Here is a 25,815-nt window from a genome sequence, read left to right on the forward strand (position 1 = left end):
TGGCGTACGCCGTTTTTTGTTTCAGCCGTTTTATCGGCCAGAAAGGACAGACCTATGACTGATCGTGATTCGAAGCACCCAAGCCTGCACAGCCGCCGTAATTTCCTGAAAACCTCGATTGCCGTCGCCGGCACCGTCGGCGGTGTCGCCGCCCTTGGTCTTAGCGCACCCGCCTCGCTGCGTAGCGTAGCTTGGGCCGCCGGTTCCGATGCACCAGAAAAAGCGACGCTGAAAGTCGGCTTTATCCCGCTGACTGACTGCGCCTCGGTAGTAGTCGCCGCCACCCAGGGTTTTGGCGAGAAATACGGTCTGACCATCACCCCGAGCAAGGAAGCCTCCTGGGCCGGTGTGCGCGACAAACTGAATACCGGCGAGCTGGATGCCGCCCACGTGCTGTACGGCATGATGTACGGCGCACAGCTGGGTATCGCCGGGCCGCAGAAGGATATGGCCGTACTGATGGGGCTGAACCAGAACGGCCAGGCCATCACCCTCTCCAAACAGCTCAAGGAAGCGGGCGTTACCAACGGTGCGCAACTGGCCGAGCATGTGAAAAAAGGCGGTAATCCGCTGACCTTCGCCCAGACCTTCCCCACCGGCACCCACGCCATGTGGCTGTATTACTGGTTGGCAAGCCTGGGCATCAACCCGATGAGCGATGTGAAAACCATCGTCGTGCCGCCACCGCAAATGGTCGCCAATATGCGCGTCGGCAATATGGACGGCTTCTGCGTCGGCGAGCCTTGGGGCGCGCGGGCGATTGCCGACAAAATTGGCTTCACCGCCGTCACTACCCAGCAAATCTGGCCGGATCACCCAGAAAAAGTCCTCGGCACCACCCGCGCTTTTATCGAGCAATACCCCAACGCGGCCCGCGCACTGATCATGGCCGTGCTGGAAGCCAGTCAGTTTATCGAGGCCAGCGAGGAAAACCGCAAGAGCACGGCCAAGCTGATTTCCGGCAAGGCTTACGTCAATGCGCCGGTCAAGGTGATCGAGCCACGCTTCCTCAGCCATTACGAGGACGGCCTGGGCAACAGCTGGAAGGACGACCACGCCATGGCCTTCTGCAAGAACGGCACGGTGAACTTCCCGTATCACTCCGACGGCATGTGGTTTATGACCCAGTTCAAGCGTTGGGGCCTGATCAAGGAAGACCCGAACTACGCCGCTGTAGCTGCCGGGGTCAACCAGGTGGCGCTATTCAAGGAAGCCGCCAGTGCGCTGAACATCCCTGTGCCGACCAGCTCGCTGCGTAGCAGCACGCTGATCGACGGCAACGTGTGGAATGGCTCCGACCCGGCTGCCTACGCCAACTCCTTTGCGATTAAAGCCTGATTGGGAGGTTCGTGATGAACGCACCACTGAAAACCCCATTGCCGTTAGCTGCGCCGATCAGCAAAGCGCCACGCCTGGTTCTGCCAGGCGTGGCGGCGCTGACCAGCCTGCTCAAGGCGGTTGTGCCGCCATTGCTCGGCATCCTGCTGTTTATCGGCGTGTGGGCGCTGATTGCGACCAAGAGCGAGGGTCTGCCTGGCCCAGTCAGTACCTGGGCGGCGGCGCTGGAACTGTTTGCCAACCCGTTCTATGACAACGGCCCGAATGACATGGGCATCGGCTGGAACATCCTGCATTCGCTGGGCCGCGTCGGTATCGGCTTTGGCCTGGCAGGGCTGGTGGGCATTCCGCTGGGTTTTGCCATCGGCCGCTTTGCCTTCTTGGCCGGCATGCTCTCGCCGATTATTAGCCTGCTGCGCCCAGTGTCGCCGCTGGCCTGGCTGCCCATCGGTCTGCTGGTGTTCGAAGCCGCTGGTCCTGCCTCAATCTGGGTGATCTTTATCAGCTCGATCTGGCCGATCATCCTCAACACCGCTGCTGGCGTGGCCAGCGTGCCGCAGGATTACCTAAACGTGGCGCGGGTGCTCAAGCTGTCAGAGTTCAAGGTGCTCACGCGCATTCTATTTCCCGCCGTACTGCCGCACCTGATGACCGGCATCCGTCTGGCCATTGGCGTGGCCTGGCTGGTGATCGTCGCCGCCGAGATGCTTACAGGCGGCACAGGCCTGGGCTTCTGGGTGTGGGATGAGTGGAACAACCTCAACGTCGAACACATCCTGATCGCCATCATCATCGTCGGCCTGGTCGGCCTGGCTCTGGAGCAACTGCTGTTGCTGCTGGCCAAACGTTTCGACTACGCCAGTTAAAGCAGGCCAGCTGATTACGCCAGTTTAAGGAGCCGCAACATGGATAAATTCGTGGAGCTGACCCAGGTCGGCAAGCATTTCGACACCAAGAAAGGCCGCTTCCAGGCCCTCACCGACGTCAATCTGAGCATTGCCAAGGGTGAGTTCGTCACCCTGATCGGCCACTCGGGTTGTGGCAAATCCACCGTGCTCAACCTGATCGCCGGCCTGCTCGAGGCCAGTGAAGGCGGCCTGATCTGCAACGGCCGCGAGATCGATGGCCCTGGTCCTGAGCGCGGCGTGGTGTTCCAGAACCACAGCCTGTTGCCCTGGATGACCTGCTACGGCAACGTCTACCTGGCGGTGGAAAAGGTCTTCGCCGGCAAGGAAAGCAAGGCCCAGCTCAAGGAGCGCACCGAAGCAGCGCTGGCCATGGTTGGCCTGAGCCACGCCACCTACAAGCACCCCAATGAAATCTCCGGTGGCATGAAACAACGCGTCGGCATCGCCCGCGCCCTGGCCATGCAGCCCAAGGTACTGCTGATGGACGAACCTTTCGGTGCGCTGGATGCTCTGACCCGCGCGCACCTGCAGGACGAGTTGCTGCGCATCGTCGGCGAAACCCACAGCACGGTGGTGATGGTGACCCATGATGTCGATGAGGCCGTGCTGCTGTCTGATCGCATCGTGATGATGACCAACGGCCCGGCGGCGACCGTGGGCGATATCGTCAAGGTCGAGCTGGCGCGTCCACGGGATCGCCTGGCCCTGGCCAATGACCCGCAGTACCACGCCTACCGCACTGCCGTGTTGGAGTTTCTCTACCAGCGTCAGCAACGCCCGGCTGCATAAGGCACGGTTTTGCCCGTCGCGTTCGCCGCTCTGGCCGGACGCGACGGGTAAAGGTGCTTAGCCGCCGATCAGGCTGATTGAACTTCACCCAGCGATATTCACCGAACAGGAGCCAGCCCCTCTTCTCTAAGGATCACCTGTGCTCGACCTCACCACATGGAATCTCTCCGTGCCCAGCGCGCCCGCGCCCAGCACCATCAGCACCGCCCGCCTGAACAACGGCTACAGCAGCCAGTATTTCCGCCGCAACGCCGACGACAGCGTGACCTTCTGGGTGCCGGTCAACGGCTCGCGCACCGCCGACGCCCGCTACCCACGCAGTGAACTGCGCGAGACCCAGGCCGATGGCAGCCTGAGCAACTGGTATCACGCCAGCGCCGACAACTACCTGAGCGCGGTGTTGACGGTCAATCAGGTGCCGAGCCAGAACAAGATCGTGATCGCCCAGGTACACAGCAAGGACGAACCCGGCAGCAACAACGACCCCCTGCTGAAATTGCAGTACCACTATCTGCGCGGCGTCGGCCGCCTCGAACTGCTGCTGCGCAAGCGCCCGGGCGACAGCGGCGTACAAAACATTCTGCTGGCGGAGAATATCCAGCTGAATCAGCGCTTCAGCTACGAGCTGCGCATCACCCCAAATGGCAAGCTCGGCGTCAAAGTCACCAGCAGCCATGGTGATAATGGTTCGTTTTACCAGCAACTGAGCGGATACTGGAGCACGCAACTGCTCTACTTCAAAGCCGGCGCCTACGTTCAGGACAACTACGGCCCCAGCACCGAAGGTGCGCGGGTGACCTTCTACTGGCTTAACAGCCTGCACCGTTAAAACACATCTCCAGGTTAAGCCTCGCTTAAGCCAGCAGCATTAGGCTGCAAGGCTTCGTGCATCTCTAATAAGGAACTGTCTATGCCCCCCTTTGCGCCCGCGCGCCGCGTTGATGCGTTGTATTGGCTGTTTACCTGGCTGGCCGTAGCCATTCACCTCGGCCAGCTTTTCGAACCGGCCGAATCACTGGGCATGGGGGTGTATCAGGGTGCGCTGATCAGCAGCTACGCCTTGTTGTTTATCAGCCCGTTCTGGCTGCTATGCCGGCTCTGCGGGCGCTGGCTGGGGGCGGCGCGCATCGTTTTGCTGATCGCTCTGGCCAGTGCGCTGCAACTGCTGATCTACGCCGACATGCTGCTGTGGAAGCTCTATGGCTTTCACCTCAACGGTTTTGTCTGGAACATTCTCACCACCCCCGGCGGTATTGCCGCACTGGGCTCATCGGAATCCAGCGAGCGCGGCTTTGCCTTGATTGCCCTCGCCACAGTGGCCGGCCAAGGCGCGCTCTATCTGCTGGCCGCAGGTCTGCTGCGCAAGGCACGCGGCGTGCCGGTGCCGCGCCTGCTGTGGGTGCTGCCGCTGTTTATCCTGCTGGCCGTAGGTGAGCGAACCAGCTATGCGCTCAGCCATTTCTATGGCTACAGCCCACTGCTGGAAACCGCCCAGCGCATGCCGTTTTATCAGCCCCTGACCATGCGCGGTTTCCTCGAGAAACGCCTGGGCCTGGAGCGCCCGCAGCGTATGGAAGTGGAAAATGTCGCGTTGAAAGGCCAGCTGGCCTACCCGCAAGCGCCCTTGCGTATTGAACCGCCGGCCAAGCCATTGAACGTGGTCTGGTTGGTGGCCGAGTCCTGGCGTGCGGATAGCCTCAACCCGCGGGTAATGCCGCAGACCAGCGCATTCGCCGAGCGCGCGCAACGTTTCGACAATCACTTTTCCGGCGGCAACGGCACACGCATCGGCATGTTCAGCCAGTTCTACGGGCTGCCGGCCAACCTCTGGTTCCCTGTGCTGGACGCACGGGTGGGCAGTCCGCTGATCGATGTGCTGCAACAGCAGCAGTACCAGATGAAGCTGTTTACCAGTGCCAAATTCAGCTACCCGGAGTTCGACAAAACCCTGTTCGTCAAAGTCCCCGCAGAGCAGATGCAGGCCTTTGACCAGGGCCACAGCTGGCAGCGTGACCGCAAGAATGTCGATGACCTGCTGCAGTTCATTGACCAGCGCGCGCCGGCCAAACCCTTTATGACCTTTATGTTTTTCGAGTCGCCCCACGCCAATTACGAGTTCCCACCCGAGTCGGTTATCGAGCCGGACTACCTGCCGGACTTCAGCTACGCCAGCATGGATCTTGAGCGAGACATCCAGGGCATCTACAAGCGCTACCTCAACTCGGTGCACCACCTCGACAGCCAGATAGCGCGCATCACTGAGCATCTGCAAGCCAAGGGGCTGCTCGACAACACGCTGATCGTAATCACCGGCGACCACGGTGAAGAATTTATGGAAAAAGGCCGTTGGGGCCACAACTCGACCTTTGTTGATGAGCAGATCAAGGTCCCGCTGGTGCTCTGGGTGCCTGGCCAGGCGGCGCATCGCGAAGCGCTGCCGACCAGCCATGTCGACCTGCTGCCAACCCTGCTGCCGCTGCTTGGGGTGAATAACCCACCGCGCGACTACAGCATCGGTCAAAGCCTGTTCAAACCCAGCACCAAACGCATGCTGATTGCCGGCGACTGGGACCGCCTGGCCTTTATGGACGGCCAGCACAAGGTGGTACTGCCATTTTCCAGCGGCAGCTTTACCGCGATGCAAACCAGCCACGCCGACGACCGCCCGATTGTCGATGCCTCGCGGCTATTACCACTGGCCATGCCAGTGATACGCAGCGAACTGCAGGGCATTCGCCGCTTTCTCGCGCATTAACTAGCGCGGGTGTAGACAGCCATGGATGGCGACCGACTCTAGTGGGTAAACTGACAATCTTTCTCGACTGCGATTTTGCCCATGGCCCGCCTGACCCTTGAGTTTCCCGAAGACCAGTTCTGCTACAGCACCCACCTGACCGTGCGGGTGACCGATATCAACGCCGCCAACCACCTGGGCAACGACTCGATGATCTCGATGATTTCCGAGGCGCGGGCGCGTTTTCTGTTTGAGTTCGGCATCGAAGAAACCCAGGAAGACGGCACCGGCATCATCGTCACCGACCTCGCTACCACCTACCGCGCCGAGGCCCACGCCCGCGATCAGTTGCTGTTCGAGGTCGGCGTGATGGACTTCAACACCTACGGCGGCGATATCACCTTCCGCATCACCCGCCCGGCCGACGGCGCGCTGGTGGCCATGGCCAAGTCCGGCTTCGTATTCTTCAACTACAAGCTGGGCAAGGTGGTACAGATGCCGGCGACCTTCAGCGGCAAATTCAGCAAGGTCAACTGGCTCGGTAAGTAACCTAGCCCTAACGGCATAAAGCTGACAATTGCCTGCTTGATCACGCCTGATCGCGACAATCCGTCCGGATCGCAGCTTAATTGCGCAATTATTCGGCTGCTAGCATGACAGCAGGCACATCCTCTGCTACGCCTTAGGCATAACAACAAAAGCAGGGGAATTGCTATGCCGACCACGCGCAGCCATGTCCGCCACGCCGGGCTCTTGAGCAACCTACTCGCTCTGGCCCTCCTTACCCTTCCCTTACCCACTCAGGCTGCAAGTACCGCCGCCGACGCCACATCCAGTGAATCACGCTGCAGCGCGCTAACGCGTATCAGCTGACGCACTCGAACCAAGGCCCATCGCGGCCTGCCCTTCCCCAACCAGGTTTGCCAGAACCGGGAACAGCTTCTGCGCCCTATTCAGGGGCAAGCCATTCACTAACGCCTCCTTTTGCAGCACAGCCGCAGCTATCCAACAGCTGAAAGCCCCGTAAAACCGTGGATTACCCGGTTGGCGCAGCTCTTGCTATAGCCCTGTTACAGGTAGCCAATGGCGGCTGCTCAACAAACGACAAAGACGTCGCATAAACCACGCCCCAAGGCGTTCGGCTTATGCGGCGTTTTGCGTTTTACGCCCCAGCGTTTGGGGCTGGCACCTGCCCTGCGATCCAGGGCTTGCGCTAGTAACTCTCTCAACCCAGCTGTGGCTTCGGCCTCAGGGTGGCGTACCACAAGTACACCACCTCCCCGATGGGTTGTGGCCGCCGTGTCCACGACCATGGCGTACCGCACCCCACCGGGACCCTTTTTTGCTGAATGAGGTTTTCGATGAATACAAGTTTCTGGAAATCCGGCCACGCCCCAACCTTGTTCGCCGCGTTTCTGTATTTCGACCTGAGCTTTATGGTCTGGTACGTGCTCGGCCCACTGGCTGTGCAGATCGCCACCGATCTCGACCTGACGGCGCAACAGCGCGGCCTGATGGTCGCCACGCCAATTCTCGCCGGCGCCGTGCTGCGTTTGCTGATGGGTTTTCTGGCTGATCGTCTGTCGCCCAAGAGCGCCGGCCTGATTGGCCAGGTAATCGTCATCGTGGCGCTGTTCTGCGCCTGGCAGATCGGCATCAGCAGCTATGAGCATGCTTTACTGCTCGGCCTGTTCCTCGGCTTTGCCGGTGCCGCGTTTGCCGTTGCTCTGCCGCTGGCCTCGCAGTGGTATCCGCCGCAGCATCAGGGCAAGGCCATGGGCATTGCCGGTGCGGGCAACTCCGGCACTGTGCTGGCTGCGCTGTTTGCGCCGGGTTTGGCGGCACTGTTCGGCTGGCAGAACGTCTTCGGCTGGGCGCTGATCCCGCTGCTGGCAACCCTGCTGATCTTCGCCCTGATGGCCAAAAACGCCCCCGAGCGGCCCAAGCCAAAAGCCCTGGCCGATTACCTGAAAGCCCTGGGTGACCGCGACAGCTGGTGGTTTATGTTTTTCTACAGCGTGACCTTCGGCGGCTTTATCGGCCTGGCCAGCGCCCTGCCCGGTTACTTCAACGACCAGTACGGCCTGAGCCCGGTGACTGCCGGCTACTACACCGCCGCCTGCGTCTGCGCCGGCAGCCTGATGCGACCACTCGGCGGCGCACTGGCCGACCGTATTGGCGGCATCCGCTCGCTGCTGATGATGTACACCCTGGCCTCCTTGAGCATTGCCGCAGTGGGCTTCAACCTGGAAAGCTCGGCCGCCGCACTGACCCTGTTCGTCACCGCCATGCTCGGCCTCGGCGCAGGTAACGGCGCAGTGTTCCAACTGGTGCCGCAGCGCTTTCGCAAGGAAATCGGCGTAATGACCGGACTGATCGGCATGGCCGGCGGCATCGGCGGCTTCCTCCTCGCCGCTGGCCTGGGCACCATCAAGCAGCAGACCGGTGATTACCAGCTCGGCTTATGGCTGTTCGCCAGCCTCGGCGTGCTCGCCTGGTTCGGCCTCTATGGAGTCAAGCTGCGCTGGCGCACCACCTGGGGCAGCGCAGCAGTGACCGCCGCTAGGGTGTAATAACAAAAGTGCAGGGTGGATGACGTTCGGTTCATCCACCCTGTAGCCATTCATTATTGGAGCACTGAGGCAAAGGCGAGGCTGACTGGCAGCGCTTATTGCACTGGTCAGGAAAGGCGGGAGAAGTCGGCAGCGGCTCTCCTTAGCTGCCTCACCAGCCTCGCCTTTGCCTCAGCGCTTCTTCAGCCGCCTTCCCAGGAACCTCTGCATGGCCTTGCAACTGACCTTCGGCGAAGCCAGCGCCACCGGCCCACGCAGCGAAAATCAGGACGCCATTCGCGTGGTCACCCCGGCTCCGGCGCTGGCAGCCAGCAAGGGCTACCTGTTCGCCCTCGCCGATGGCGTCAGCCAATGCGCCGACGGCGGTCTGGCGGCGCGCGCCACCCTGCAGGCGCTGGCCCTGGATTACTACTCCACCCCAGAAACCTGGGCAGTCACCCAATCGCTGGACCGCGTACTGGTCGCGCATAACCGCTGGTTACAAGCCAATGGCGGTGGCCAGCCGTTGCTGACCACCCTGAGCGCGCTGATCCTGCGCGGGCGGCGTTTCACCCTGGCGCACGTCGGTGATTGCCGGGCCTATCGCTGGCTGAACGGCACGCTCGAGCGCCTCAGCGAAGACCATGTGTGGGAACAACCCGGCATGCAGCATGTGCTCAAACGCGCCATGGGCCTGGATCAGCACCTGGTGATGGACTACCTGGATGGCGAGCTGCGCCAGGGTGAATGCTTTGTGCTGGTCAGCGACGGTATCTGGGCCACCCTGGGCGATGCGGGCATTCAGCGCATCCTCCACGATGAGCAGGATCTCCCCGCCGCCAGCCGTGCACTGGTCAATGCCGCGCACCTGGCCGGCAGCCAGGACAACGCCAGCGCCCTGCTGCTGCGCGTCGAGGCATTGCCGCAAAGTGATCTAGCCGACACCCTGGCGCAACTGCAGCACTGGCCACTGCCGGCCAAACTGCGTGAAGGGCAGAACTTCGAAGGCTGGCAGGTCGAGCGACTGCTGGCCGAATCGCGCCAATCACTGGTGTATCGGGTGCGCGATGCCCAGACGCGGCGCTGGCTGCTGAAAACCCTGCCGCCCAACCGCAACGATGAGCCGCACGCCGGCCCCGCGCTGTTGCTTGAAGAATGGTTTCTGCGCCGCGTGGCCGGACGCTTCTTCGCCGAAGTGCATCCGCTGCCGCAGCGTCAGCATCTGTATTACGTGCAACGCGAATACGCCGGGCAAACCCTGGCCGAGCACCTGCGCCTAAGCGGCCCGCTGGGCCTGCCGGAATGGCTGGACATCGCCCCGCGGCTGATCAAGGCCCTCGGTATGCTGCACCGACGCAATATCCTGCACCGTGATATCAAGCCGGAAAACCTGCTGTGGGGCGATGACGGCGAGCTGCGCGTGCTGGATTTCGGCCTGGCCTACTGCCCCGGCCTGACCCGTGATGAAGCCTGCGAACTGCCCGGCACTCCCAGCTATATCGCCCCGGAAGCCTTTACCGGCGCAGCACCCAGCCCACAACAGGATCTCTACAGCGCAGGCGTTGCGCTGTATTTTCTGCTCACCGGGCATTACCCCTATGGCGAAATTGAAGCCTTCCAGCATCCGCGCTTCGGTCAACCGACCCCAGCCAGCCGCTACCGGCCAGATTTGCCCAACTGGGTCGACGACAGCCTCAACCGTGCCCTTAACGCCGAACCGAAACAGCGCTATGAAACCGCCGAAGAATGGCTACTAACTTTAGAGCAGGCGGAACGTAAATCCCTTAGCAGCCGGCCACGCCCGTTGCTGGAGCGCGAACCGCTGCTGGTCTGGCGCAGCGTGGCATTGTTTTCCCTGCTGCTGAATCTGCTGCTACTGATCGGGCTGTTGCGCTAAAGCCAAAGACCACGCACCAATATGGCGCAAGGCGCGTTAAAAAGGTGCGTACATGCATCACAAATCGACCGTAAGCAACTGATAAGCCTTGAAAAATGCTACTAAGAAAGTTGGCACAAGTTCTGCATTGCTAGATGCACAATTTAATAAAGCGCGGCCTCAACGAAGCAGGCTGTACTTCCCGATAGAACGGGACTTGGACAAAGGCGTCCTCGCTAGGTGACTAGCGGGACGCCTTTTTTGTTTCCAGCCATCCAATATACACAAGGCCCGAGGAGATCAATATGAGCGCAAAAGTCTGGCTGGTAGGCGCTGGCCCCGGTGACCCAGAGCTGCTGACCCTCAAGGCGGTTAAAGCCCTGAACCAGGCCGAGATCGTAATGATTGATGACCTGGTCAACCCCGCCGTACTGGAGCATTGCCGCAACGCGCGGATCATGTCGGTCGGTAAACGCGGCGGTTGCCGTTCAACCCCGCAAGCGTTTATCCACCGCCTGATGCTGCGTTATGCGCGCCAGGGCAAATGCGTGGTGCGCCTCAAAGGCGGCGATCCCTGCATCTTCGGCCGTGGCAGCGAAGAAGCCGACTGGCTGAACGAGCACGGTATCGAGGTGGAAATGGTCAACGGCATCACCGCAGGCCTGGCCGGCGCGACCAATTGTGGCATCCCTCTGACCCTGCGCGGCGTAGCACGCGGGGTAACCCTGGTTACCGCACATACCCAAGACGACAGCAGCCTGAACTGGCCAGCCCTGGCCCAGAGTGGCACCACCCTGGTGGTGTATATGGGCGTGGCCAAGCTGCCGGAAATCCGCGAAAGCCTGCTGGCAGGCGGCATGCGCGCCGACATGCCGGTGGCCATGATCGAAAACGCTTCGCTGCCACAGCAGCGCGAGTGCCGCAGCAGCCTTGCAGCCATGCAGCAAGCCGCTCACGACTTCCAACTGAAAAGCCCGGCCATTCTGGTAATCGGTGAAGTCGCCGCGCAACCGAATATGCAGCTCGCTGCTATCAGCGCCTAACCGCTTCGCGCTCCGCGAAGTTCCCCTTGCCCGCCACCAGCGGGCTTTTTTTGCGCGGGTTTTTCTTTATGGCTGCCCAGGATGGCATGCCATAAAGAAAAACCCGGCCGAAGCCGGGTTTTCTATACAGCCAGATCGATTACTGCTTGATCTGAGCTTCTACTTCAGCTTCTACGCGGCGGTTAACAGCGCGGCCAGCGTCGGTAGCGTTGTCAGCAACCGGACGAGCTTCGCCGTAGCCAGCAGCGTTAACGCGAGCAGCGTCTACACCGTACTGGTTGACCAGCACGTCACGAACAGCGCTTGCACGACGCTCGGACAGGTTCTGGTTGTAGGCATCGCTGCCTTTGGAGTCAGTGTGACCTTCAACCACGGTGGTGGTCTGTGGGTACTGCTTCATGAAGTCAGCCAGGTTCTTGATGTCGCCGTAGCTTTCTTCTTTAACGCTGGCTTTGTCGAAGTCGAACTTAACGTCCAGCTCAACGCGAACCAGTTCCATCGGCTCTTCAGCAGCTACTGGCTCAGGAGTCGGCTCAACAGCAGCGACAACAACTGGAGCCGGCTTGCTGCCGCCACCGAAGTTCATGCCGATACCGACGCTTGGAGCCCACTCGGTGTCGCCCTGGTCGATGTTGTACTGAGCTTCAACGCCAGCACGGGCGTAGAAGTTTTCAGTGAAGTAGTACTTGGCGCCGCCGCCGATGTTGGCGAAGGTGGAGCCGTTACGACCACCGCGACCGGACTGGCCGATGCTCTGATCAGAGAAGCCTGCCGAAACGTAAGGACGCAGTGCGTCGCCAGCGTTGTTGAAGTGGTACAGAGCATCCAGAGCGGTGTTAGAGCCCTTGATGTTGCGGCCGTCTTCGCCACGAGCGTTGTGCACTTCGTCGTAGGCCAGGCGCAGTTCAACGTCGTCAGTCAGGTAGTAGCCGATGCTACCGCCGAACAGGTTGCCGTTGTTTTTGAAGTCACGGGCGCTGTCGAACATTTCCTTCTTAGCAAAACCCTCCACTTCGACAGCGCCTTGACCCTGAGCCAGAACGCTGAGGGAGGATGTGGCCAGCAGCGAGCCAATGACAACGCCTAAAGTGTTTTTCAATTTCATTACTAATGTTCCCTATCTTGGTGGTCAGTAAGTTGTCTGACAGACACAAGACAACTCAGCCGGCTATTCTAACAGAATTAACCGCTAGCTATGACGGGTTTATTCAAGATAAGTTTCAGTGCTATCGGAAAATTTATCGCGCAGACGATCGAGTGCGCGTTTATAGCGCATTTTCGTGGCACTCAGGCCCATGTGCATAATGTCGGCAATCTCCTGGAACTCCAGTTCTGCGACAAAACGTAGCACCAGAATTTCTCGATCAATCGGATTGACGTGCACCAACCAACGATCAAGACCGGCCTTATCTTCAGGCTTTGGCGCCTTTTCTTCGGACGCTTCTTCAAGCGGGTCCAAACTTAAGGCGTCAATAAGACGGCGTTTACGCCGTTCTTTGCGATATTGAGTAATACATTCGTTGTAAGTAATGCTGTACAACCAGGTTTTGAACTTAGATTTACCCTCAAAGTTCTTTAGGCCATATAAGACCTTGAGCATGACCTCCTGACAAACATCGTCAGCATCGCGGTCGTTACCCAAATAACGCGCACACACGTTGAATAACGTGCGCTGGTAACGACGCATCAGCTCTTCATAAGCGCGGGTTATGTGAAATAACTCGTCATGGGCACGCGCCACCAACTCTTCGTCCGAGAGTTCGCGGGGGTCGTAACGCAGAGACGCAGAGTGGGCTTTATTCAAAACGAGTCGGGCCGACAGTCAGGACATAAGCCAGCGCAGCCTGCAAATCAGGCTGCGGATTGGCCGCATACAATAACAGGGATTAGCCTTAGCGGCTGCTTACCTGCTGCTCGAGCAAGGTACGGTTGGCCACTGAAACCAGCTCGCCGGCTTCCGTCAGCAACGTGGTTTTGACCGTGCCGATTTCCTCGATCTGCCCTTCGACCGCACCAACCTGTACTTGTTGCCCAACCTCATACAACTCGCGTACATAAATACCGGCCAGAATCTGGCTGGCAATATCCCGGCTGCCCAGGCCCAGCGCCAGGGCGACCGCCAGACCCACCGAGATCAGCACAATGGCGATCACGTTGTTGAGCAGGTCGGTTTTCACTTCAAGCTGACCGATCGCCACCGAGATACTGATGATGATCACCAGCCCCTGAGCCACGCGCCCCAGCCCGCTTGCATAATCCAGCCCGACACCTTCTGCGGCGCCGCGCACCAGGCCGCTGACCAGTTGCGCCAGCAACACGCCCGCGAGCAGCACCAGGGCGGCACCGAAGACTTTTGGCAGGTACAAGGCCAGCACATCAAGGGTTGCGGAAACCCGCTCCAGCCCTAGGGATTCGGCGGCCGTAACCAGGAAGATCAACAGCACGAACCAGTAGACGATCTTGCCGATCAGGGTCGACACCGGCACCTGAATGCCGGCGCGGCTCAGCAGCTTGGTCAGGCCCGTACCAGCCATCAGGCGATCCAGACCGATCTTGCCGAGCAATTTCGACAGCAGCGTGTCGAGGAACTTGGCCACCACAAAACCCAGCAGTACCACCACCATGGCGCCAAACAGACGCGGGATAAAGGCGGCAATCGGGGTCCAAACGCTGGCCATCGCGTCAACCAGAACTTGAGTAAATTCCATGCTCAGTCAGCCTTATTAACAGTTGATTCGGTGGTTTTACGGCGCGAGACCGGCGCCACATGCGCCGAGCCGTTATTCAGTGCCAGCATCAGTGCGCCGGCCCAGTGCCCCATAAGGGCAAACAGATCGCCTGCACCGACCTGACGGTTGGCGGTTTTCAGCACGCGATGCAGACAAGCGTCATCGTCGTGACTTGAGGTGGGCGACTTGAGCAAATCGCGCAGTGATTCTTCAAAGGGATCGTGCATGGCGCACCTCACAGGATGTGTCGGCTAGACGAGACGAGTACCGGGCAAGTCACATCAGATCCAGCGCAAGCGACGAAACAGCAGCCACTGCACCAGCGCCACGGCGGCCATCAGCGAACAGGCAAGAAGAAAGCCATGGGGGCTTTCCGAACCCGGAATACCGCCGACATTGATGCCGAGCAGGCCGGTGAGAAAACTCATCGGCAGGAAAATCCCGGTAATGATGCCGAAGCGGTACATGGTGCGGTTCATCCGCTCATCCATGCGCCGATTTTCCGCCTCAAGCAGCAGGTTGACCCGTTCACGGCTCAACTCCAACTCTTCGAGGTAGCGCGTCAGGCGGTTATTCAGCTCGTTCCAATAACTGCTGTCGGCGCCCACCAGCCAGGCTTGGGCACTGGCCGTGAGCTGCCCGTAGATATCGCGCTGTGGCGAGAGAAAACGCCGCAAGCTGGCGGCACGCCGGCGAATTTGCAGCAGCGCGGCATGGTCGGGCGCCTGACTTTCCAGCGCATCGGCACGCTCTTCCTGATCGTCGACTTGCTCGGACAACTCGCCGACCAGCAGCTCGATCTTGTCGGTCAGGTAATGCGCCAGACGCAGGATCAGCTCAGCCGAGGTTTTCGGCCCCCTGCCCGCCAGCAAGTCCTCGATCAAGGCTTCGGTTGCGTGCAACGGCCGCAAGCGCAGGGAGATCGCGCGCTGGGCATCAGCAAAAATGCGCACCGAAACCATGTCCTCAGGCTCCGCGCCCGGATTGAGGTTCAGCCCACGCAGAAACAGCAGTAATTGCTGCTCAGGCAACGCCAGCAAACGCGGACGGGTGTTTTCTTCCAACAGCAGGTCGCAGGCAAAAACGCTCAGGCCACTGTCGGTACGCAGCCAGGTATGCGTCTGCGGGTGGCTGCGATCCCAATGCAGCCAGAGGCTTTCCTGCTCGCCCAGCACCAGACCGTGCAGTTCCTGCCGGGCAATGCTGCGGGCGCCGCCCTGACCATTAAGGACAAAGGCGTGCACCAGGCCCCATTGCGCGTTGTCACCTTCGTGCATGACGGTTTCCTGCAAGCGCCCTACTCCGGCATTTGCAGCGCAGACGGCGAGATGATCACGCCGTTGTTGTCGGCATAAACAAACTCGCCCGGACGGAAGGTCACGCCGCCAAAGGTCACCGCGACATTGAGGTCACCGATACCGCGCTTATCGGTTTTCATCGGGTGACTGGCCAGGGCCTGGATGCCCAGATCAGTCTGCGCCAGCACGTCGACATCACGCACGCAGCCATACACCACAATGCCTTCCCAGCCATTCTTCGCGGCTTTCTCGGCGAGCATGTCACCGAGCAGTGCGCGGCGCATGGAAGCACCACCGTCAACCACCAGCACTTTGCCTTTACCCGGAAGGTCGACCTGCTCCTTGACCAGCGAGTTGTCCTCGAAGCACTTGACGGTGACGATCTCGCCGCCGAAAGAGTCGCGACCACCGAAATTGCTGAACATCGGCTCAACCACCTGGACCAGTTCCGGGTAGGCGTCGCACAAATCGGGAGTGATGTAGTGCATGGCAAAGCTCCTTGGATAGTGTGAGGGTGCTTACAGGTCGATCCCGACCCGGTCCGCATCATAAGCCACAGGCAAATACACAAGACTGGCGCAGGGCGCATTCAGCGCGCGGCCACTGGCCAGGTCAAACTCAATTCCGTGCCGCGGGCAACGCAGCACACCAGCGGTGATGCTGGCTTTATCGAGCGCTGCACCTTGATGGGGGCAGCGGTTTTCCAGCAATAAGGTACGACCTTCGACCACCAGCAACAGCAGACTACGCCCCTGCAGCTGAAAAACCTGCCGGTAGCTGTCATCCAGGTTGAGCAAGCGTTCAAGAGCAATAAACATCGCACCTGCGCCTTCGCGGCAAACGTGAACCGCGATACTAGCCGCAAGCTCACTCAGCGGAAACGGCTTTATTGCCCTCTAACTCGCTGCTTTCCAGCTCTGCAGCCACCTGTGGGCTCTTGCGCAACCACTGCTCGACCAGCGGCCAGACCTCGCGCTGCGCTTCTTTACTGACGAGCATTTCGACATGACCGAAATCACCGCTAAAGCCATGCTTTTTGCCTAGACAGAGAAACTCGCTCAGGGGCGAGCCGAATTGCTTGAGCAACTTCTCGCAGGCCCAGGCCGGGTCCTGATGATCACCCAGCGCGGCCACGGCCATAACCGGTACACGCACCTCCGCCAGGCCTGCCCACCAATCACGCTCAGCATCGCCAAAACGGCCGAACAAGCCATGCCAACGCAAGCTTTCGACCGCCAGGCCAATCGGTTCATCCTCAGGGCCGCGCTTGAACCGCGAGCCGGAAATCACCGAGAAACGCTTGAGCAGCAAGCGGCTGCCCCACTCCAGTGGCGGTAACTTCAGTGGCCAGTAAACCCGGCTGACCTGGCTGCCAAACAACACGCCAGAGGCAACGTTGCTTTCACTCAGGTAATGCCCGCCAAGCGCGCCGGCGAGAATGATCCCGCCAAGGGAATGGCCCAGCCAATGGGCCTTTTGCGGGTTCTGCTCATACACAAAATCGGCAATCGCCGGCAGGTCATAGCGCACGTAGTCACTGACCGTGTTGCGTGAATAGTCGCGGTTACGCGGCGACAGGCCATGGCCACGCATTTCGGCGATCCACACATCAAAACCGGCGCGCGCCAGGTAAGGCCCCAAACCAATGCACTTGGGCGAATACCAGAAACGCCGGTTGGAGAAACTGCCGGGAATCAGTATCACCGGCACGCCGCGATGCTGCTCATGTCCGACGCGGCCGAGACGCGTCAGTGCCAGTTCGACACTGCTGTCCGGGCTGTTGCCGGGTTTGAGGCGGTAGACATCCTCGCTCAAATCACCACGCAACTCCGCACTGATCAAGGCGACGGGGAAAAGCTCACTGCTGCTTTGCATCTTCTTGCTCTGGTGTAAAAAATTGCCGGGAGCAATTTTTGACGTCGCGTCGCGACGGCCCGAAGGGTGGTCGCCAGGGATGGCAGACCACAAAAAAGGGCAGGATCAACCCGCCCTTGAATAGAGATTTTAAAGCGCTATCAGGCTGGCGCTTGACCTTCGGCCAGGAAGAACCAGGTATCGAGCACCGAATCCGGGTTCAGCGACACGCTTTCGATGCCCTGCTCCATCAGCCAGCGCGCCAGATCCGGGTGGTCGGACGGGCCCTGACCGCAGATGCCGATGTACTTGCCGGCCTTGTTACAGGCCTGGATAGCGTTGCTCAGCAGCTTCTTCACCGCCGGGTTACGCTCATCGAACAGGTGCGCGACGATGCCGGAGTCACGGTCCAGGCCCAGGGTCAGCTGGGTCAGGTCGTTGGAACCGATGGAGAAACCGTCGAAGAACTCAAGGAACTCTTCAGCCAGAATCGCGTTGGATGGCAGTTCGCACATCATGATGACCTTCAAGCCATCCTGACCACGGGCCAGGCCGTTGGCAGCCAGCAGATCGACCACCTGGCTGGCTTCGCCCAGAGTACGCACGAAGGGCACCATGATCTCGACGTTGGTCAGGCCCATCTCGTTGCGCACTTTCTTCAGCGCGCGGCACTCCAGCTCGAAGCAGTCGCGGAACGATTCGCTGATGTAACGCGAAGCGCCACGGAAGCCCAGCATCGGGTTCTCTTCTTCCGGCTCGTACAGCTTGCCGCCGATCAGGTTGGCGTATTCGTTGGACTTGAAGTCCGACAGGCGCACGATGACCTTCTTCGGCCAGAACGCCGCAGCCAGGGTGCTGATGCCCTCGACCAGTTTCTCGACGTAGAAATTGACTGGATCGTCGTAACCGGCGATGCGCTTCTCGACGCTGTCCTTGATCTCCGGCGGCAGGCCGGCGAAGTTCAGCAGCGCTTTAGGGTGCACGCCGATCATGCGGTTGATGATGAATTCCAGGCGCGCCAGGCCAACACCTTCGTTGGGCAGCTGGGCGAAGTCGAAGGCGCGGTCGGGGTTACCGACGTTCATCATGATCTTGAACGGCAGCTCGGGCATGGCATCGACCGAATTCTTGCGGATATCGAAGCCCAGCTCGCCTTCGAAGATAAAGCCGGTGTCGCCCTCGGCGCATGAAACTGTCACACCCATGCCGTCTTTCAGCACCTGGGTGGCGTTGCCGCAGCCGACTACCGCCGGGATACCCAGCTCACGGGCGATGATTGCCGCGTGACAGGTACGCCCGCCACGGTTGGTGACGATGGCGCTGGCGCGCTTCATTACCGGCTCCCAATCCGGGTCGGTCATGTCGGAGACCAGAACATCGCCGGGCTGGACTTTGTCCATCTCGGACACGTCATGGATAACCCGCACGCGGCCTGCACCGATCTTCTGACCGATAGCGCGACCTTCCACCAGCACGGTGCCGGTTTCCTTGAGCAGGTAGCGCTCCATCACATTGACGTTGGTGCGGCTTTTCACCGTTTCAGGGCGCGCCTGAACGATATACAGCTTGCCGTCATCACCGTCTTTGGCCCACTCGATGTCCATCGGGCGACCGTAGTGCTTCTCGATGATCATCGCCTGCTTGGCCAGCTCGCTGACCTCAGCATCACTCAGGCAGAAGCGCGCACGTTCGGCGCGATCGACATCGACCACCTTGACCGATTTACCGGCCTTGGCTTCGTCGCCGTAGATCATCTTGATGGCTTTGCTGCCCAGATTACGGCGCAGAATCGCCGGGCGACCGGCTTCCAGCGTCTGCTTGTGCACATAGAATTCATCCGGGTTGACCGCACCCTGCACCACGGTTTCGCCGAGGCCATAGGCGCCGGTGATAAACACCACGTCACGGAAGCCCGATTCGGTGTCGAGGGTGAACATCACGCCGGCAGTGCCGGTTTCCGAACGCACCATGCGCTGCACGCCAGCAGACAGGGCGACCAATTTATGGTCGAAGCCCTGGTGAACGCGGTAAGCGATGGCGCGGTCGTTGAACAGCGAGGCGAATACCTCTTTGGCCGCGCGGATCACGTTTTCCACGCCGCGAATGTTCAGGAAGGTTTCTTGCTGGCCGGCAAAGGAGGCGTCTGGCAGGTCTTCGGCGGTGGCCGAAGAACGCACGGCAACGGCCATATTGTCGTTACCGCCGGCCATTTCGGCGAAGGCGGTGCGGATCTGGGCGTTCAACTCTTCGGGGAAAGCCGCATCCATCACCCACTGGCGGATCTGCGCGCCGGTCTTGGCCAGGGCGTTAACGTCATCAACGTCAAGGGCATCCAGCGCGGCATGGATCTGCTCGTTCAGGCCGCTCAGTTCGAGAAAGTCCCGGTAGGCCTGGGCCGTAGTGGCGAAACCGCCAGGCACCGAAACTCCGGCACCGGCAAGGTTGCTGATCATCTCGCCCAGGGAGGCGTTCTTGCCCCCTACGTGCTCAACATCGTGATTGCCGAGCTTATCGAGGGAAACTACGTACTCTACCAAGGTGATCTCTCCACTAAATGTTGGAAAAGCTCAGAACCCGTTCAAGGCTCTCTAGGGGCTGGGAAGCTCGGCGGCATACATGCCCGCACGATTGTGGCCTGGCCCTGGAAAATAAGTAACAATGCCGGCCAGATCGGCCCTGCAAAGGCGGGCCTATGATAGCCAAGATTCGTCCTCAGCTTAAGGCCCATGGTGCAAATGAAACGAACCGCTTTTTTCATCTCCGATGGCACCGGCATAACCGCCGAAACCCTGGGCCAAAGTCTGCTGGCACAGTTTGAAACCATCGACTTCACCAAACTCACGCGCCCTTACATCGACAGCGTGGAAAAAGCGCGCGCAATGGTACAACAAATCAACACCGCCGCAGAGAAAGACGGCGCGCGACCGATCATCTTCGACACCATCGTCAATCAGGACATTCGCGACATCCTGGCCGAATCCGATGGTTTTATGATCGACATTTTCTCGACCTTCCTCGCCCCGCTGGAGCAGGAGCTGACCTCGCACTCCTCGTACTCGGTCGGCAAGTCCCATTCCATTGGCCACAACTCCAATTACATGGAGCGTATCGAGGCGGTCAACTTCGCCCTGGACAACGACGACGGCGCGCGCACCCACTACTACGACAAGGCCGATCTGATCCTGGTTGGCGTCTCGCGTTGCGGCAAAACGCCCACCTGCTTGTATATGGCCATGCAATACGGCATTCGTGCCGCAAATTACCCGCTGACCGAAGACGATATGGAGCGCCTGCAGCTACCAGCCTCCCTGAAAAAGTACAAAGACAAACTGTTTGGCCTGACCATCGACCCGGATCGCCTCACCGCCATCCGCCACGAACGCAAGCCCAACAGCCGCTACGCCAGTTTCGCCCAGTGTGAATTTGAAGTACGCGAGGTGGAAAACCTGTTCCGCCGTGAAAATATCGCCTTTATCAATTCCACCCATTTTTCGGTTGAAGAAATTTCGGCCAAGATTCTGGTTGAAAAAGGTGTTGAGCGCCGTCTCAAGTAACCCATACAACCCATTGAAGCGAAAAGAAAAGGCTCGAACACTTCGAGCCTTTTCTCATTTATAAGCCTACAAAATATCGCCCGGCACGCGCACCCAACCTTCCATCAAGATTCGCGCGCTGCGACTCATGATCGCCTTGGTCACCGTCCACTGGCCATCAACCAGCGCCGCCTGCGCACCAACGCGTAACGTGCCGGATGGATGGCCAAAACGCACCGCTTCGCGCGCGCTGCCGCCGGCCGCCAGATTGACCAAGGTGCCGGGAATCGCCGCTGCCGTGCCGATGGCGACTGCGCAAGTGCCCATCATCGCGTGGTGCAGCTTGCCCATGGACAGCGCGCGCACCAGCAGATCGACTTCAGCGGCCTGCACCATTTTACCGCTGGATGAAACGTAATCCTTGGGTTTGGCGACAAAGGCGATTTTCGGCGTGTGCTGGCGGGTGGCCGCCTCTTCCGACTTCTTGATCAAGCCCATGCGCAAGGCGCCGGCCACGCGAATTTTCTCGAAACGCGCCAACTGCTCAGGGTCACCGTTGATCTGCTCGCGCAGCTCAGTGCCGCTGTAGCCAATGTCTTCGGCATTGACGAATACGGTCGGAATACCGGCAGTGATCATGGTCGCCTTGAAAGTACCGACACCTGGCACCACCAAGTCATCAACCAGATTACCCGTGGGAAACATCGAACCACCCTCTTCGCCGTCATCGGACGGATCGAGGAACTCCAGCACGATTTCGGCCGCCGGAAAGGTCACCCCATCCAGCTCGAAGTCGCCGATTTCCTGTACCTGGCCATTGCTGACCGGCACATGGGCGATGATGGTTTTCTGGATATTCGCCTGCCAGATCCGCACCACGCACACGCCGTTCTCCGGGATACGCGCGGGGTCAAGCAAACCGGCATGAATGGCAAAGGCTCCGGCACCGGTGGACAGGTTGCCGCAGTTGCCGCTCCAGTCGACAAAGGCCTTGTCGATAGAGACCTGGCCATAGAGGTAGTCAACGTCGTGATCCGCCTGACTGCTCTTGGATAGAATCACGCACTTGGAGGTCGAGGACGTTGCGCCGCCCATGCCGTCGATCTGCGCGGCATAGGGATCTGGGCTGCCGATAACCCGCATAAACAGCGTGTCGCGCGCAGCGCCCGGCACCTGGCAGCTTGGCGGCAGGTCCTGCAGGCGGAAGAACACGCCCTTGCTGGTGCCGCCACGCATATAGGTGGCGGCAATCTTGATCTGGGCTGGATAAGCCATAACGCGCTCCTGAAAAAAGACCGGGGCGTTGCCGCCCCGGTGGTGGATCAGCCCTGGGTCGACTCGAGGAAGTCCTGGGCGAAACGCTGCAGCACGCCACCGGCCTTGTACACATGCACTTCGGCCGCAGTGTCCAGACGGCAGATCACCGGCACTTTGACCACATCACCATTGCGGCGATTGACCACCAGGGTCAGCTCGCAGCGTGGCGACACATCGCCCTGAATGTCGTAAGTCTCAGTGCCGTCGAGGCCGAGGGTCAGGCGGGTAGTACCCGGTTTGAACTCGACCGGCAGCACGCCCATGCCAACCAGGTTGGTGCGGTGAATACGCTCGAACCCTTCGGCAACGATCACCTCCACACCCGCCAAACGCACGCCCTTGGCCGCCCAGTCACGCGAGCTGCCCTGACCGTAGTCAGCACCGGCAACGATGATCAGGTTCTGCTTGCGGTTCATGTAGGTTTCGATTGCTTCCCACATGCGCATGACCTTGCCTTCCGGCTCGACGCGCGCCAGCGAACCCTTCTTCACCGCACCGTCAACAACGGCCATTTCATTGACCAGCTCTTTGTTGGCGAACGTCGCACGCTGCGCCGTCAGGTGGTCGCCACGGTGGGTGGCGTAGGAGTTGAAGTCCTCTTCCGGCAGGCCCATCTTGTGCAGGTATTCACCGGCGGCCGAGTTCATCTGGATCGCGTTGGACGGCGACAGGTGGTCGGTGGTGATGTTGTCCGGCAGGATCGCCAGCGGCAGCATGCCCTTGAGCGTGCGCTCACCGGCCAGCGCGCCTTCCCAGTACGGCGGGCGACGGATATAGGTGCTCATCGGGCGCCAGTCGTACAGCGGGCTTTCGGCTTCCTCAATAGTGCCCAGATCAAACATCGGGATGTAGATCTGCTTGAACTGTTCCGGCTTCACCGAGGCGGCAACGATAGCGTCGATTTCCTCGTCGCTCGGCCACAGGTCCTTCAGGGTGATCGGGTTACCGTTCTTGTCAGTACCGAGCACGTCCTGCTCGATATCAAAGCGCACGGTACCGGCGATGGCGTAGGCCACCACCAGCGGCGGCGAGGCCAGGAAGGCCTGCTTGGCGTAGGGGTGGATACGGCCGTCGAAGTTACGGTTGCCGGACAGTACCGCAGTGGCATACAGATCGCGGTCGATGATTTCCTGCTGGATCAGCGGATCCAGCGCACCGGACATGCCGTTACAGGTGGTGCAGGCGTAGCCGACGATGCCGAAGCCGAGCTTTTCCAGCTCCGACAGCAGACCGGCATCTTCCAGGTACAGCTTGGCGACCTTGGAGCCCGGGGCGAAAGAGGTCTTGACCCACGGTTTGCGCAGCAGCCCCAGCTCGTTGGCCTTTTTCGCCAGCAGCCCGGCTGCCACCACGTTGCGCGGGTTGGACGTGTTGGTGCAGCTGGTGATGGCGGCGATGATCACCGCGCCATCGGGCATCAGGCCCTCGGCTTCCTCGACCTTGCCGGATTGCAGCTTGGCTTCGTCGGAGATACCTCGCTCGGCCAGCGCCGAAGTCGGCAGGCGGCGGTGCGGGTTGGACGGGCCAGCCATATTGCGCACTACTGTGCTCAGATCGAATTCGAGCACGCGCTCGTACTCGGCGGTCACCAGCGCATCGGCCCACAGACCGGTGGTCTTGGCGTAGTTCTCTACCAGCTCGATCTGCTCCGGCTCACGACCGGTGAGCTTGAGGTAATCGATGGTTTGCTGGTCGATGTAGAACATCGAGGCAGTGGCGCCGTATTCCGGGCACATGTTGGAAATGGTCGCGCGGTCGCCGATTGACAGGCTATCCGCACCCGCGCCGAAGAACTCGACCCAGGCACCGACCACGCGTTCCTTGCGCAAGAATTCGGTGATGGCCAGGACGATATCGGTGGCGGTAATGCCAGGCTGGCGCTTGCCAGTGAGCCGCACGCCGACGATGTCGGGCAGGCGCATCATCGACGGCAGGCCGAGCATCACGGTTTCCGCTTCCAGGCCGCCGACGCCAATGGCGATCACGCCCAGGGCATCGACGTGCGGGGTGTGCGAGTCGGTGCCCACGCAGGTGTCCGGGAAGGCTATGCCGTCGCGCGACTGGATCACCGGGCTCATTTTCTCCAGGTTGATCTGGTGCATGATGCCGTTACCGGCCGGGATCACGTCGACGTTCTTGAACGCGGTCTTGGTCCACTCGATAAAGTGGAAACGGTCCTCGTTGCGACGGTCTTCGATGGCGCGGTTCTTGGCAAAGGCATCCGGGTCGAAGCCCGGCGCTTCCACGGCCAGGGAGTGGTCGACAATCAGCTGGGTCGGCACTACCGGGTTGACCTTGGACGGATCACCACCCTTCTCGGCGATGGCATCACGCAGGCCGGCCAGATCGACCAGTGCGGTCTGCCCGAGGATGTCGTGGCAGACCACGCGAGCCGGGTACCAAGGAAAATCCAGGTCCTGCTTGCGCTCGATCAACTGCTTGAGTGAATCGGTCAGCGCGGCTGGCTCACAGCGGCGCACCAGCTGCTCAGCCAGCACGCGGGATACGTAGGGCAACTTGGCGTAGGCGCCAGGGGCGATGGCATCGACCGCCTCGCGGGTGTCGAAGTAGTCCAGCGCCGTGCCGGGTAGAGACTTGCGGTACTGAGTATTCATGCTGTTCATGGTTACGGGCGATCCTTGAGCGGCACAAACTTCAGGTCTTCAGGGCCTGTGTAGTTGGCGCTCGGACGGATGATCTTGCCGTCGATGCGTTGTTCAATCACATGGCTGGACCAGCCCGAGGTGCGCGCAATCACAAACAGCGGGGTGAACATGGCGGTGGGCACGCCCATCATGTGGTAGCTGACGGCGCTGAACCAATCGAGGTTGGGGAACATTTTCTTGATTTCCCACATGGTCGATTCCAAGCGTTCGGCAATGTCGTACATCTTCATATTGCCCTGCTCTACCGACAGCTCGCGGGCCACATCCTTGATCACCTTGTTACGCGGATCGCTCACGGTGTAGACCGGGTGACCGAAGCCGATTACCACTTCCTTCTTCTCGACGCGCGCGCGGATATCGGCCTCGGCTTCATCGGCATTGTCGTAGCGCTTCTGAATCTCGAAGGCCACTTCGTTGGCGCCGCCGTGCTTCGGGCCACGCAGCGCGCCGATGCCACCGGCGATGCAGCTGTACATATCCGAACCGGTGCCGGCGATCACCCGCGAGGTGAAGGTGGAGGCATTAAATTCGTGCTCGGCGTACAGGTTGAGCGAGGTATGCATGGCGCGCACCCAGGACTCGCGCGGCTTCTCACCGTGCAGCAGGTGGAGGAAGTGACCACCAATCGAATCGTCGTCGGTTTCCACCTCGATGCGCTTGCCGTTATGGCTGAAGTGATACCAGTAGAGCAACGCGGAACCCAGCGAAGCCATCAGCTTGTCGGCGATGTCACGGGCGCCCGGATGGTTGTGGTCGTCCTTCTCCGGCGACACGCAGCCCAGCACGGATACGGCGGTGCGCATCACATCCATCGGGTGGGCGGACGGCGGCAGTTGTTCGAGCGAGACCTTCAGCGCCGCCGGCAACCCACGCAGCGCCTTGAGTTTGGCCTTGTAACCGGCCAGTTCGGCCACATTGGGCAGCTTGCCGTGCACCAGCAGGTGAGCGATTTCTTCGAAGTCGCAGCGGTTGGCAAAATCCAGCACGTCATAGCCGCGGTAGTGCAGGTCGTTGCCAGTACGGCCGACCGTGCACAGCGCGGTATTACCGGCGGCTGTGCCGCTCAGGGCTACGGATTTTTTCGGCTTGAAGCCTGGGGTGGTTTCTGGGGTCGCACTCATCGCTTGTCTCTCCTCATCCGATCCGGTCGGTCGTTCTTTTAAGCAGGCGGCTAAAAC

22 protein-coding genes are annotated in these 25,815 nt (G+C 60.3%); 10 read left to right on the forward strand and 12 right to left on the reverse strand.

Annotation, left to right across the window (positions count from 1 at the left end):
- The first annotated feature begins 54 nt into the window (after positions 1–54).
- From Q8O69_RS05260 to cobA, 9 genes are all read left to right on the forward strand, one after another.
- Positions 55–1,338, forward strand: a complete 1,284-nt coding sequence (locus Q8O69_RS05260; protein ID WP_305590146.1) for a CmpA/NrtA family ABC transporter substrate-binding protein — start codon at positions 55–57, stop codon at positions 1,336–1,338.
- A 14-nt stretch (positions 1,339–1,352) separates the two neighbouring features.
- Positions 1,353–2,204, forward strand: a complete 852-nt coding sequence (gene ntrB, locus Q8O69_RS05265) for a nitrate ABC transporter permease (protein WP_305590148.1) — start codon at positions 1,353–1,355, stop codon at positions 2,202–2,204.
- Positions 2,205–2,243: 39 nt separating this feature from the next.
- A complete protein-coding gene (locus Q8O69_RS05270; RefSeq protein ID WP_304867738.1) occupies positions 2,244–3,035 on the forward strand; it encodes an ABC transporter ATP-binding protein in 792 nt (263 codons plus the stop codon).
- Between the two features lie 139 nt (positions 3,036–3,174).
- Positions 3,175–3,864: a polysaccharide lyase family 7 protein gene (locus tag Q8O69_RS05275; RefSeq protein ID WP_305590150.1), complete on the forward strand. Its 690-nt coding sequence runs from the start codon at positions 3,175–3,177 to the stop codon at positions 3,862–3,864.
- Between the two features lie 81 nt (positions 3,865–3,945).
- The gene (locus tag Q8O69_RS05280; protein WP_305590152.1) at positions 3,946–5,790 is read left to right on the forward strand and encodes a sulfatase-like hydrolase/transferase; all 1,845 of its coding nucleotides are present in this window, start codon (positions 3,946–3,948) and stop codon (positions 5,788–5,790) included.
- An 81-nt stretch (positions 5,791–5,871) separates the two neighbouring features.
- The gene (locus Q8O69_RS05285) at positions 5,872–6,318 is read left to right on the forward strand and encodes a thioesterase family protein (protein WP_275962591.1); all 447 of its coding nucleotides are present in this window, start codon (positions 5,872–5,874) and stop codon (positions 6,316–6,318) included.
- A gap of 812 nt (positions 6,319–7,130) precedes the next feature.
- The gene (locus Q8O69_RS05290; protein WP_305590155.1) at positions 7,131–8,342 is read left to right on the forward strand and encodes a NarK/NasA family nitrate transporter; all 1,212 of its coding nucleotides are present in this window, start codon (positions 7,131–7,133) and stop codon (positions 8,340–8,342) included.
- Between the two features lie 208 nt (positions 8,343–8,550).
- Positions 8,551–10,218 carry a bifunctional protein-serine/threonine kinase/phosphatase gene (locus Q8O69_RS05295; RefSeq protein ID WP_305590157.1) on the forward strand — a complete coding sequence of 556 codons (1,668 nt, stop codon included), beginning with the start codon at positions 8,551–8,553 and terminating at the stop codon, positions 10,216–10,218.
- Positions 10,219–10,502: 284 nt separating this feature from the next.
- Positions 10,503–11,240: a uroporphyrinogen-III C-methyltransferase gene (gene cobA / locus Q8O69_RS05300; protein ID WP_305590159.1), complete on the forward strand. Its 738-nt coding sequence runs from the start codon at positions 10,503–10,505 to the stop codon at positions 11,238–11,240.
- A 139-nt stretch (positions 11,241–11,379) separates the two neighbouring features.
- Here the strand turns inward: cobA and Q8O69_RS05305 are convergent, their stop codons facing one another.
- The 9 genes from Q8O69_RS05305 to ppsA form a co-directional block, all read right to left on the reverse strand.
- Positions 11,380–12,345: an OmpA family protein gene (locus tag Q8O69_RS05305; protein WP_275962587.1), complete on the reverse strand. Its 966-nt coding sequence runs from the start codon at positions 12,343–12,345 to the stop codon at positions 11,380–11,382.
- A gap of 99 nt (positions 12,346–12,444) precedes the next feature.
- Entirely contained in the window at positions 12,445–13,044 is a 600-nt protein-coding gene (gene sigX / locus Q8O69_RS05310) for an RNA polymerase sigma factor SigX (RefSeq protein ID WP_275962586.1), read from the reverse strand.
- Between the two features lie 88 nt (positions 13,045–13,132).
- Complete coding sequence (locus Q8O69_RS05315) at positions 13,133–13,948, reverse strand: mechanosensitive ion channel domain-containing protein (RefSeq protein ID WP_160014145.1); 816 nt, start codon at positions 13,946–13,948, stop codon at positions 13,133–13,135.
- Positions 13,949–13,950: 2 nt separating this feature from the next.
- Positions 13,951–14,196: a CrfX protein gene (locus Q8O69_RS05320; protein WP_108488145.1), complete on the reverse strand. Its 246-nt coding sequence runs from the start codon at positions 14,194–14,196 to the stop codon at positions 13,951–13,953.
- A 54-nt stretch (positions 14,197–14,250) separates the two neighbouring features.
- Positions 14,251–15,246, reverse strand: coding sequence for a zinc transporter ZntB (locus Q8O69_RS05325; RefSeq protein ID WP_305590162.1), 996 nt, complete (start codon positions 15,244–15,246; stop codon positions 14,251–14,253).
- 20 nt (positions 15,247–15,266) lie between these two features.
- Entirely contained in the window at positions 15,267–15,755 is a 489-nt protein-coding gene (gene rraA / locus Q8O69_RS05330) for a ribonuclease E activity regulator RraA (protein WP_305590164.1), read from the reverse strand.
- Between the two features lie 30 nt (positions 15,756–15,785).
- Positions 15,786–16,085 carry a Rieske (2Fe-2S) protein gene (locus Q8O69_RS05335; RefSeq protein WP_305590166.1) on the reverse strand — a complete coding sequence of 100 codons (300 nt, stop codon included), beginning with the start codon at positions 16,083–16,085 and terminating at the stop codon, positions 15,786–15,788.
- A 49-nt stretch (positions 16,086–16,134) separates the two neighbouring features.
- Positions 16,135–17,142 carry an alpha/beta fold hydrolase gene (locus Q8O69_RS05340; protein WP_305590168.1) on the reverse strand — a complete coding sequence of 336 codons (1,008 nt, stop codon included), beginning with the start codon at positions 17,140–17,142 and terminating at the stop codon, positions 16,135–16,137.
- Positions 17,143–17,282: 140 nt separating this feature from the next.
- Positions 17,283–19,658: a phosphoenolpyruvate synthase gene (gene ppsA / locus Q8O69_RS05345; RefSeq protein WP_305590170.1), complete on the reverse strand. Its 2,376-nt coding sequence runs from the start codon at positions 19,656–19,658 to the stop codon at positions 17,283–17,285.
- Positions 19,659–19,856: 198 nt separating this feature from the next.
- Between ppsA and Q8O69_RS05350 the strand changes: the two genes are divergently transcribed.
- Positions 19,857–20,675 (forward strand): pyruvate, water dikinase regulatory protein, encoded by an 819-nt coding sequence (locus Q8O69_RS05350; protein ID WP_275962579.1) that lies wholly within the window; start codon positions 19,857–19,859, stop codon positions 20,673–20,675.
- Positions 20,676–20,741: 66 nt separating this feature from the next.
- On the opposite strand, the gene prpF is transcribed toward Q8O69_RS05350, so the two are convergent.
- The 3 genes from prpF to prpC are packed head-to-tail and all read right to left on the reverse strand — an operon-like array spanning position 20,742 to position 25,758.
- The gene (prpF, locus tag Q8O69_RS05355; protein WP_305590172.1) at positions 20,742–21,929 is read right to left on the reverse strand and encodes a 2-methylaconitate cis-trans isomerase PrpF; all 1,188 of its coding nucleotides are present in this window, start codon (positions 21,927–21,929) and stop codon (positions 20,742–20,744) included.
- A 47-nt stretch (positions 21,930–21,976) separates the two neighbouring features.
- Complete coding sequence (gene acnD / locus Q8O69_RS05360; RefSeq protein WP_305590225.1) at positions 21,977–24,586, reverse strand: Fe/S-dependent 2-methylisocitrate dehydratase AcnD; 2,610 nt, start codon at positions 24,584–24,586, stop codon at positions 21,977–21,979.
- 11 nt (positions 24,587–24,597) lie between these two features.
- Positions 24,598–25,758, reverse strand: a complete 1,161-nt coding sequence (gene prpC, locus Q8O69_RS05365) for a 2-methylcitrate synthase (RefSeq protein WP_305590174.1) — start codon at positions 25,756–25,758, stop codon at positions 24,598–24,600.
- Positions 25,759–25,815 lie beyond the last annotated feature (57 nt).

The organism is Pseudomonas sp. (assembly GCF_030690725.1).
Classification (GTDB): Bacteria; Pseudomonadota; Gammaproteobacteria; order Pseudomonadales; family Pseudomonadaceae; genus Aquipseudomonas.

Excerpts from the sequence above, each read along its gene's own strand:
- cobA (WP_305590159.1), top strand. The coding sequence starts at position 10,503 with ATGAGCGCAAAAGTCTGGCTGGTAGGCGCTGGCCCCGGTGACCCAGAG.
- Q8O69_RS05305 (WP_275962587.1), bottom strand. The coding sequence starts at position 12,345 with ATGAAATTGAAAAACACTTTAGGCGTTGTCATTGGCTCGCTGCTGGCC.
- Q8O69_RS05315 (WP_160014145.1), bottom strand. The coding sequence starts at position 13,948 with ATGGAATTTACTCAAGTTCTGGTTGACGCGATGGCCAGCGTTTGGACC.
- Q8O69_RS05325 (WP_305590162.1), bottom strand. The coding sequence starts at position 15,246 with ATGCACGAAGGTGACAACGCGCAATGGGGCCTGGTGCACGCCTTTGTC.
- Q8O69_RS05320 (WP_108488145.1), bottom strand. The coding sequence starts at position 14,196 with ATGCACGATCCCTTTGAAGAATCACTGCGCGATTTGCTCAAGTCGCCC.
- Q8O69_RS05280 (WP_305590152.1), top strand. The coding sequence starts at position 3,946 with ATGCCCCCCTTTGCGCCCGCGCGCCGCGTTGATGCGTTGTATTGGCTG.
- prpF (WP_305590172.1), bottom strand. The coding sequence starts at position 21,929 with ATGGCTTATCCAGCCCAGATCAAGATTGCCGCCACCTATATGCGTGGC.
- Q8O69_RS05335 (WP_305590166.1), bottom strand. The coding sequence starts at position 16,085 with ATGTTTATTGCTCTTGAACGCTTGCTCAACCTGGATGACAGCTACCGG.
- rraA (WP_305590164.1), bottom strand. The coding sequence starts at position 15,755 with ATGCACTACATCACTCCCGATTTGTGCGACGCCTACCCGGAACTGGTC.
- ntrB (WP_305590148.1), top strand. The coding sequence starts at position 1,353 with ATGAACGCACCACTGAAAACCCCATTGCCGTTAGCTGCGCCGATCAGC.
- acnD (WP_305590225.1), bottom strand. The coding sequence starts at position 24,586 with ATGAATACTCAGTACCGCAAGTCTCTACCCGGCACGGCGCTGGACTAC.
- Q8O69_RS05350 (WP_275962579.1), top strand. The coding sequence starts at position 19,857 with ATGAAACGAACCGCTTTTTTCATCTCCGATGGCACCGGCATAACCGCC.
- Q8O69_RS05270 (WP_304867738.1), top strand. The coding sequence starts at position 2,244 with ATGGATAAATTCGTGGAGCTGACCCAGGTCGGCAAGCATTTCGACACC.
- Q8O69_RS05285 (WP_275962591.1), top strand. The coding sequence starts at position 5,872 with ATGGCCCGCCTGACCCTTGAGTTTCCCGAAGACCAGTTCTGCTACAGC.
- Q8O69_RS05340 (WP_305590168.1), bottom strand. The coding sequence starts at position 17,142 with ATGCAAAGCAGCAGTGAGCTTTTCCCCGTCGCCTTGATCAGTGCGGAG.
- prpC (WP_305590174.1), bottom strand. The coding sequence starts at position 25,758 with ATGAGTGCGACCCCAGAAACCACCCCAGGCTTCAAGCCGAAAAAATCC.
- Q8O69_RS05290 (WP_305590155.1), top strand. The coding sequence starts at position 7,131 with ATGAATACAAGTTTCTGGAAATCCGGCCACGCCCCAACCTTGTTCGCC.
- Q8O69_RS05295 (WP_305590157.1), top strand. The coding sequence starts at position 8,551 with ATGGCCTTGCAACTGACCTTCGGCGAAGCCAGCGCCACCGGCCCACGC.
- Q8O69_RS05260 (WP_305590146.1), top strand. The coding sequence starts at position 55 with ATGACTGATCGTGATTCGAAGCACCCAAGCCTGCACAGCCGCCGTAAT.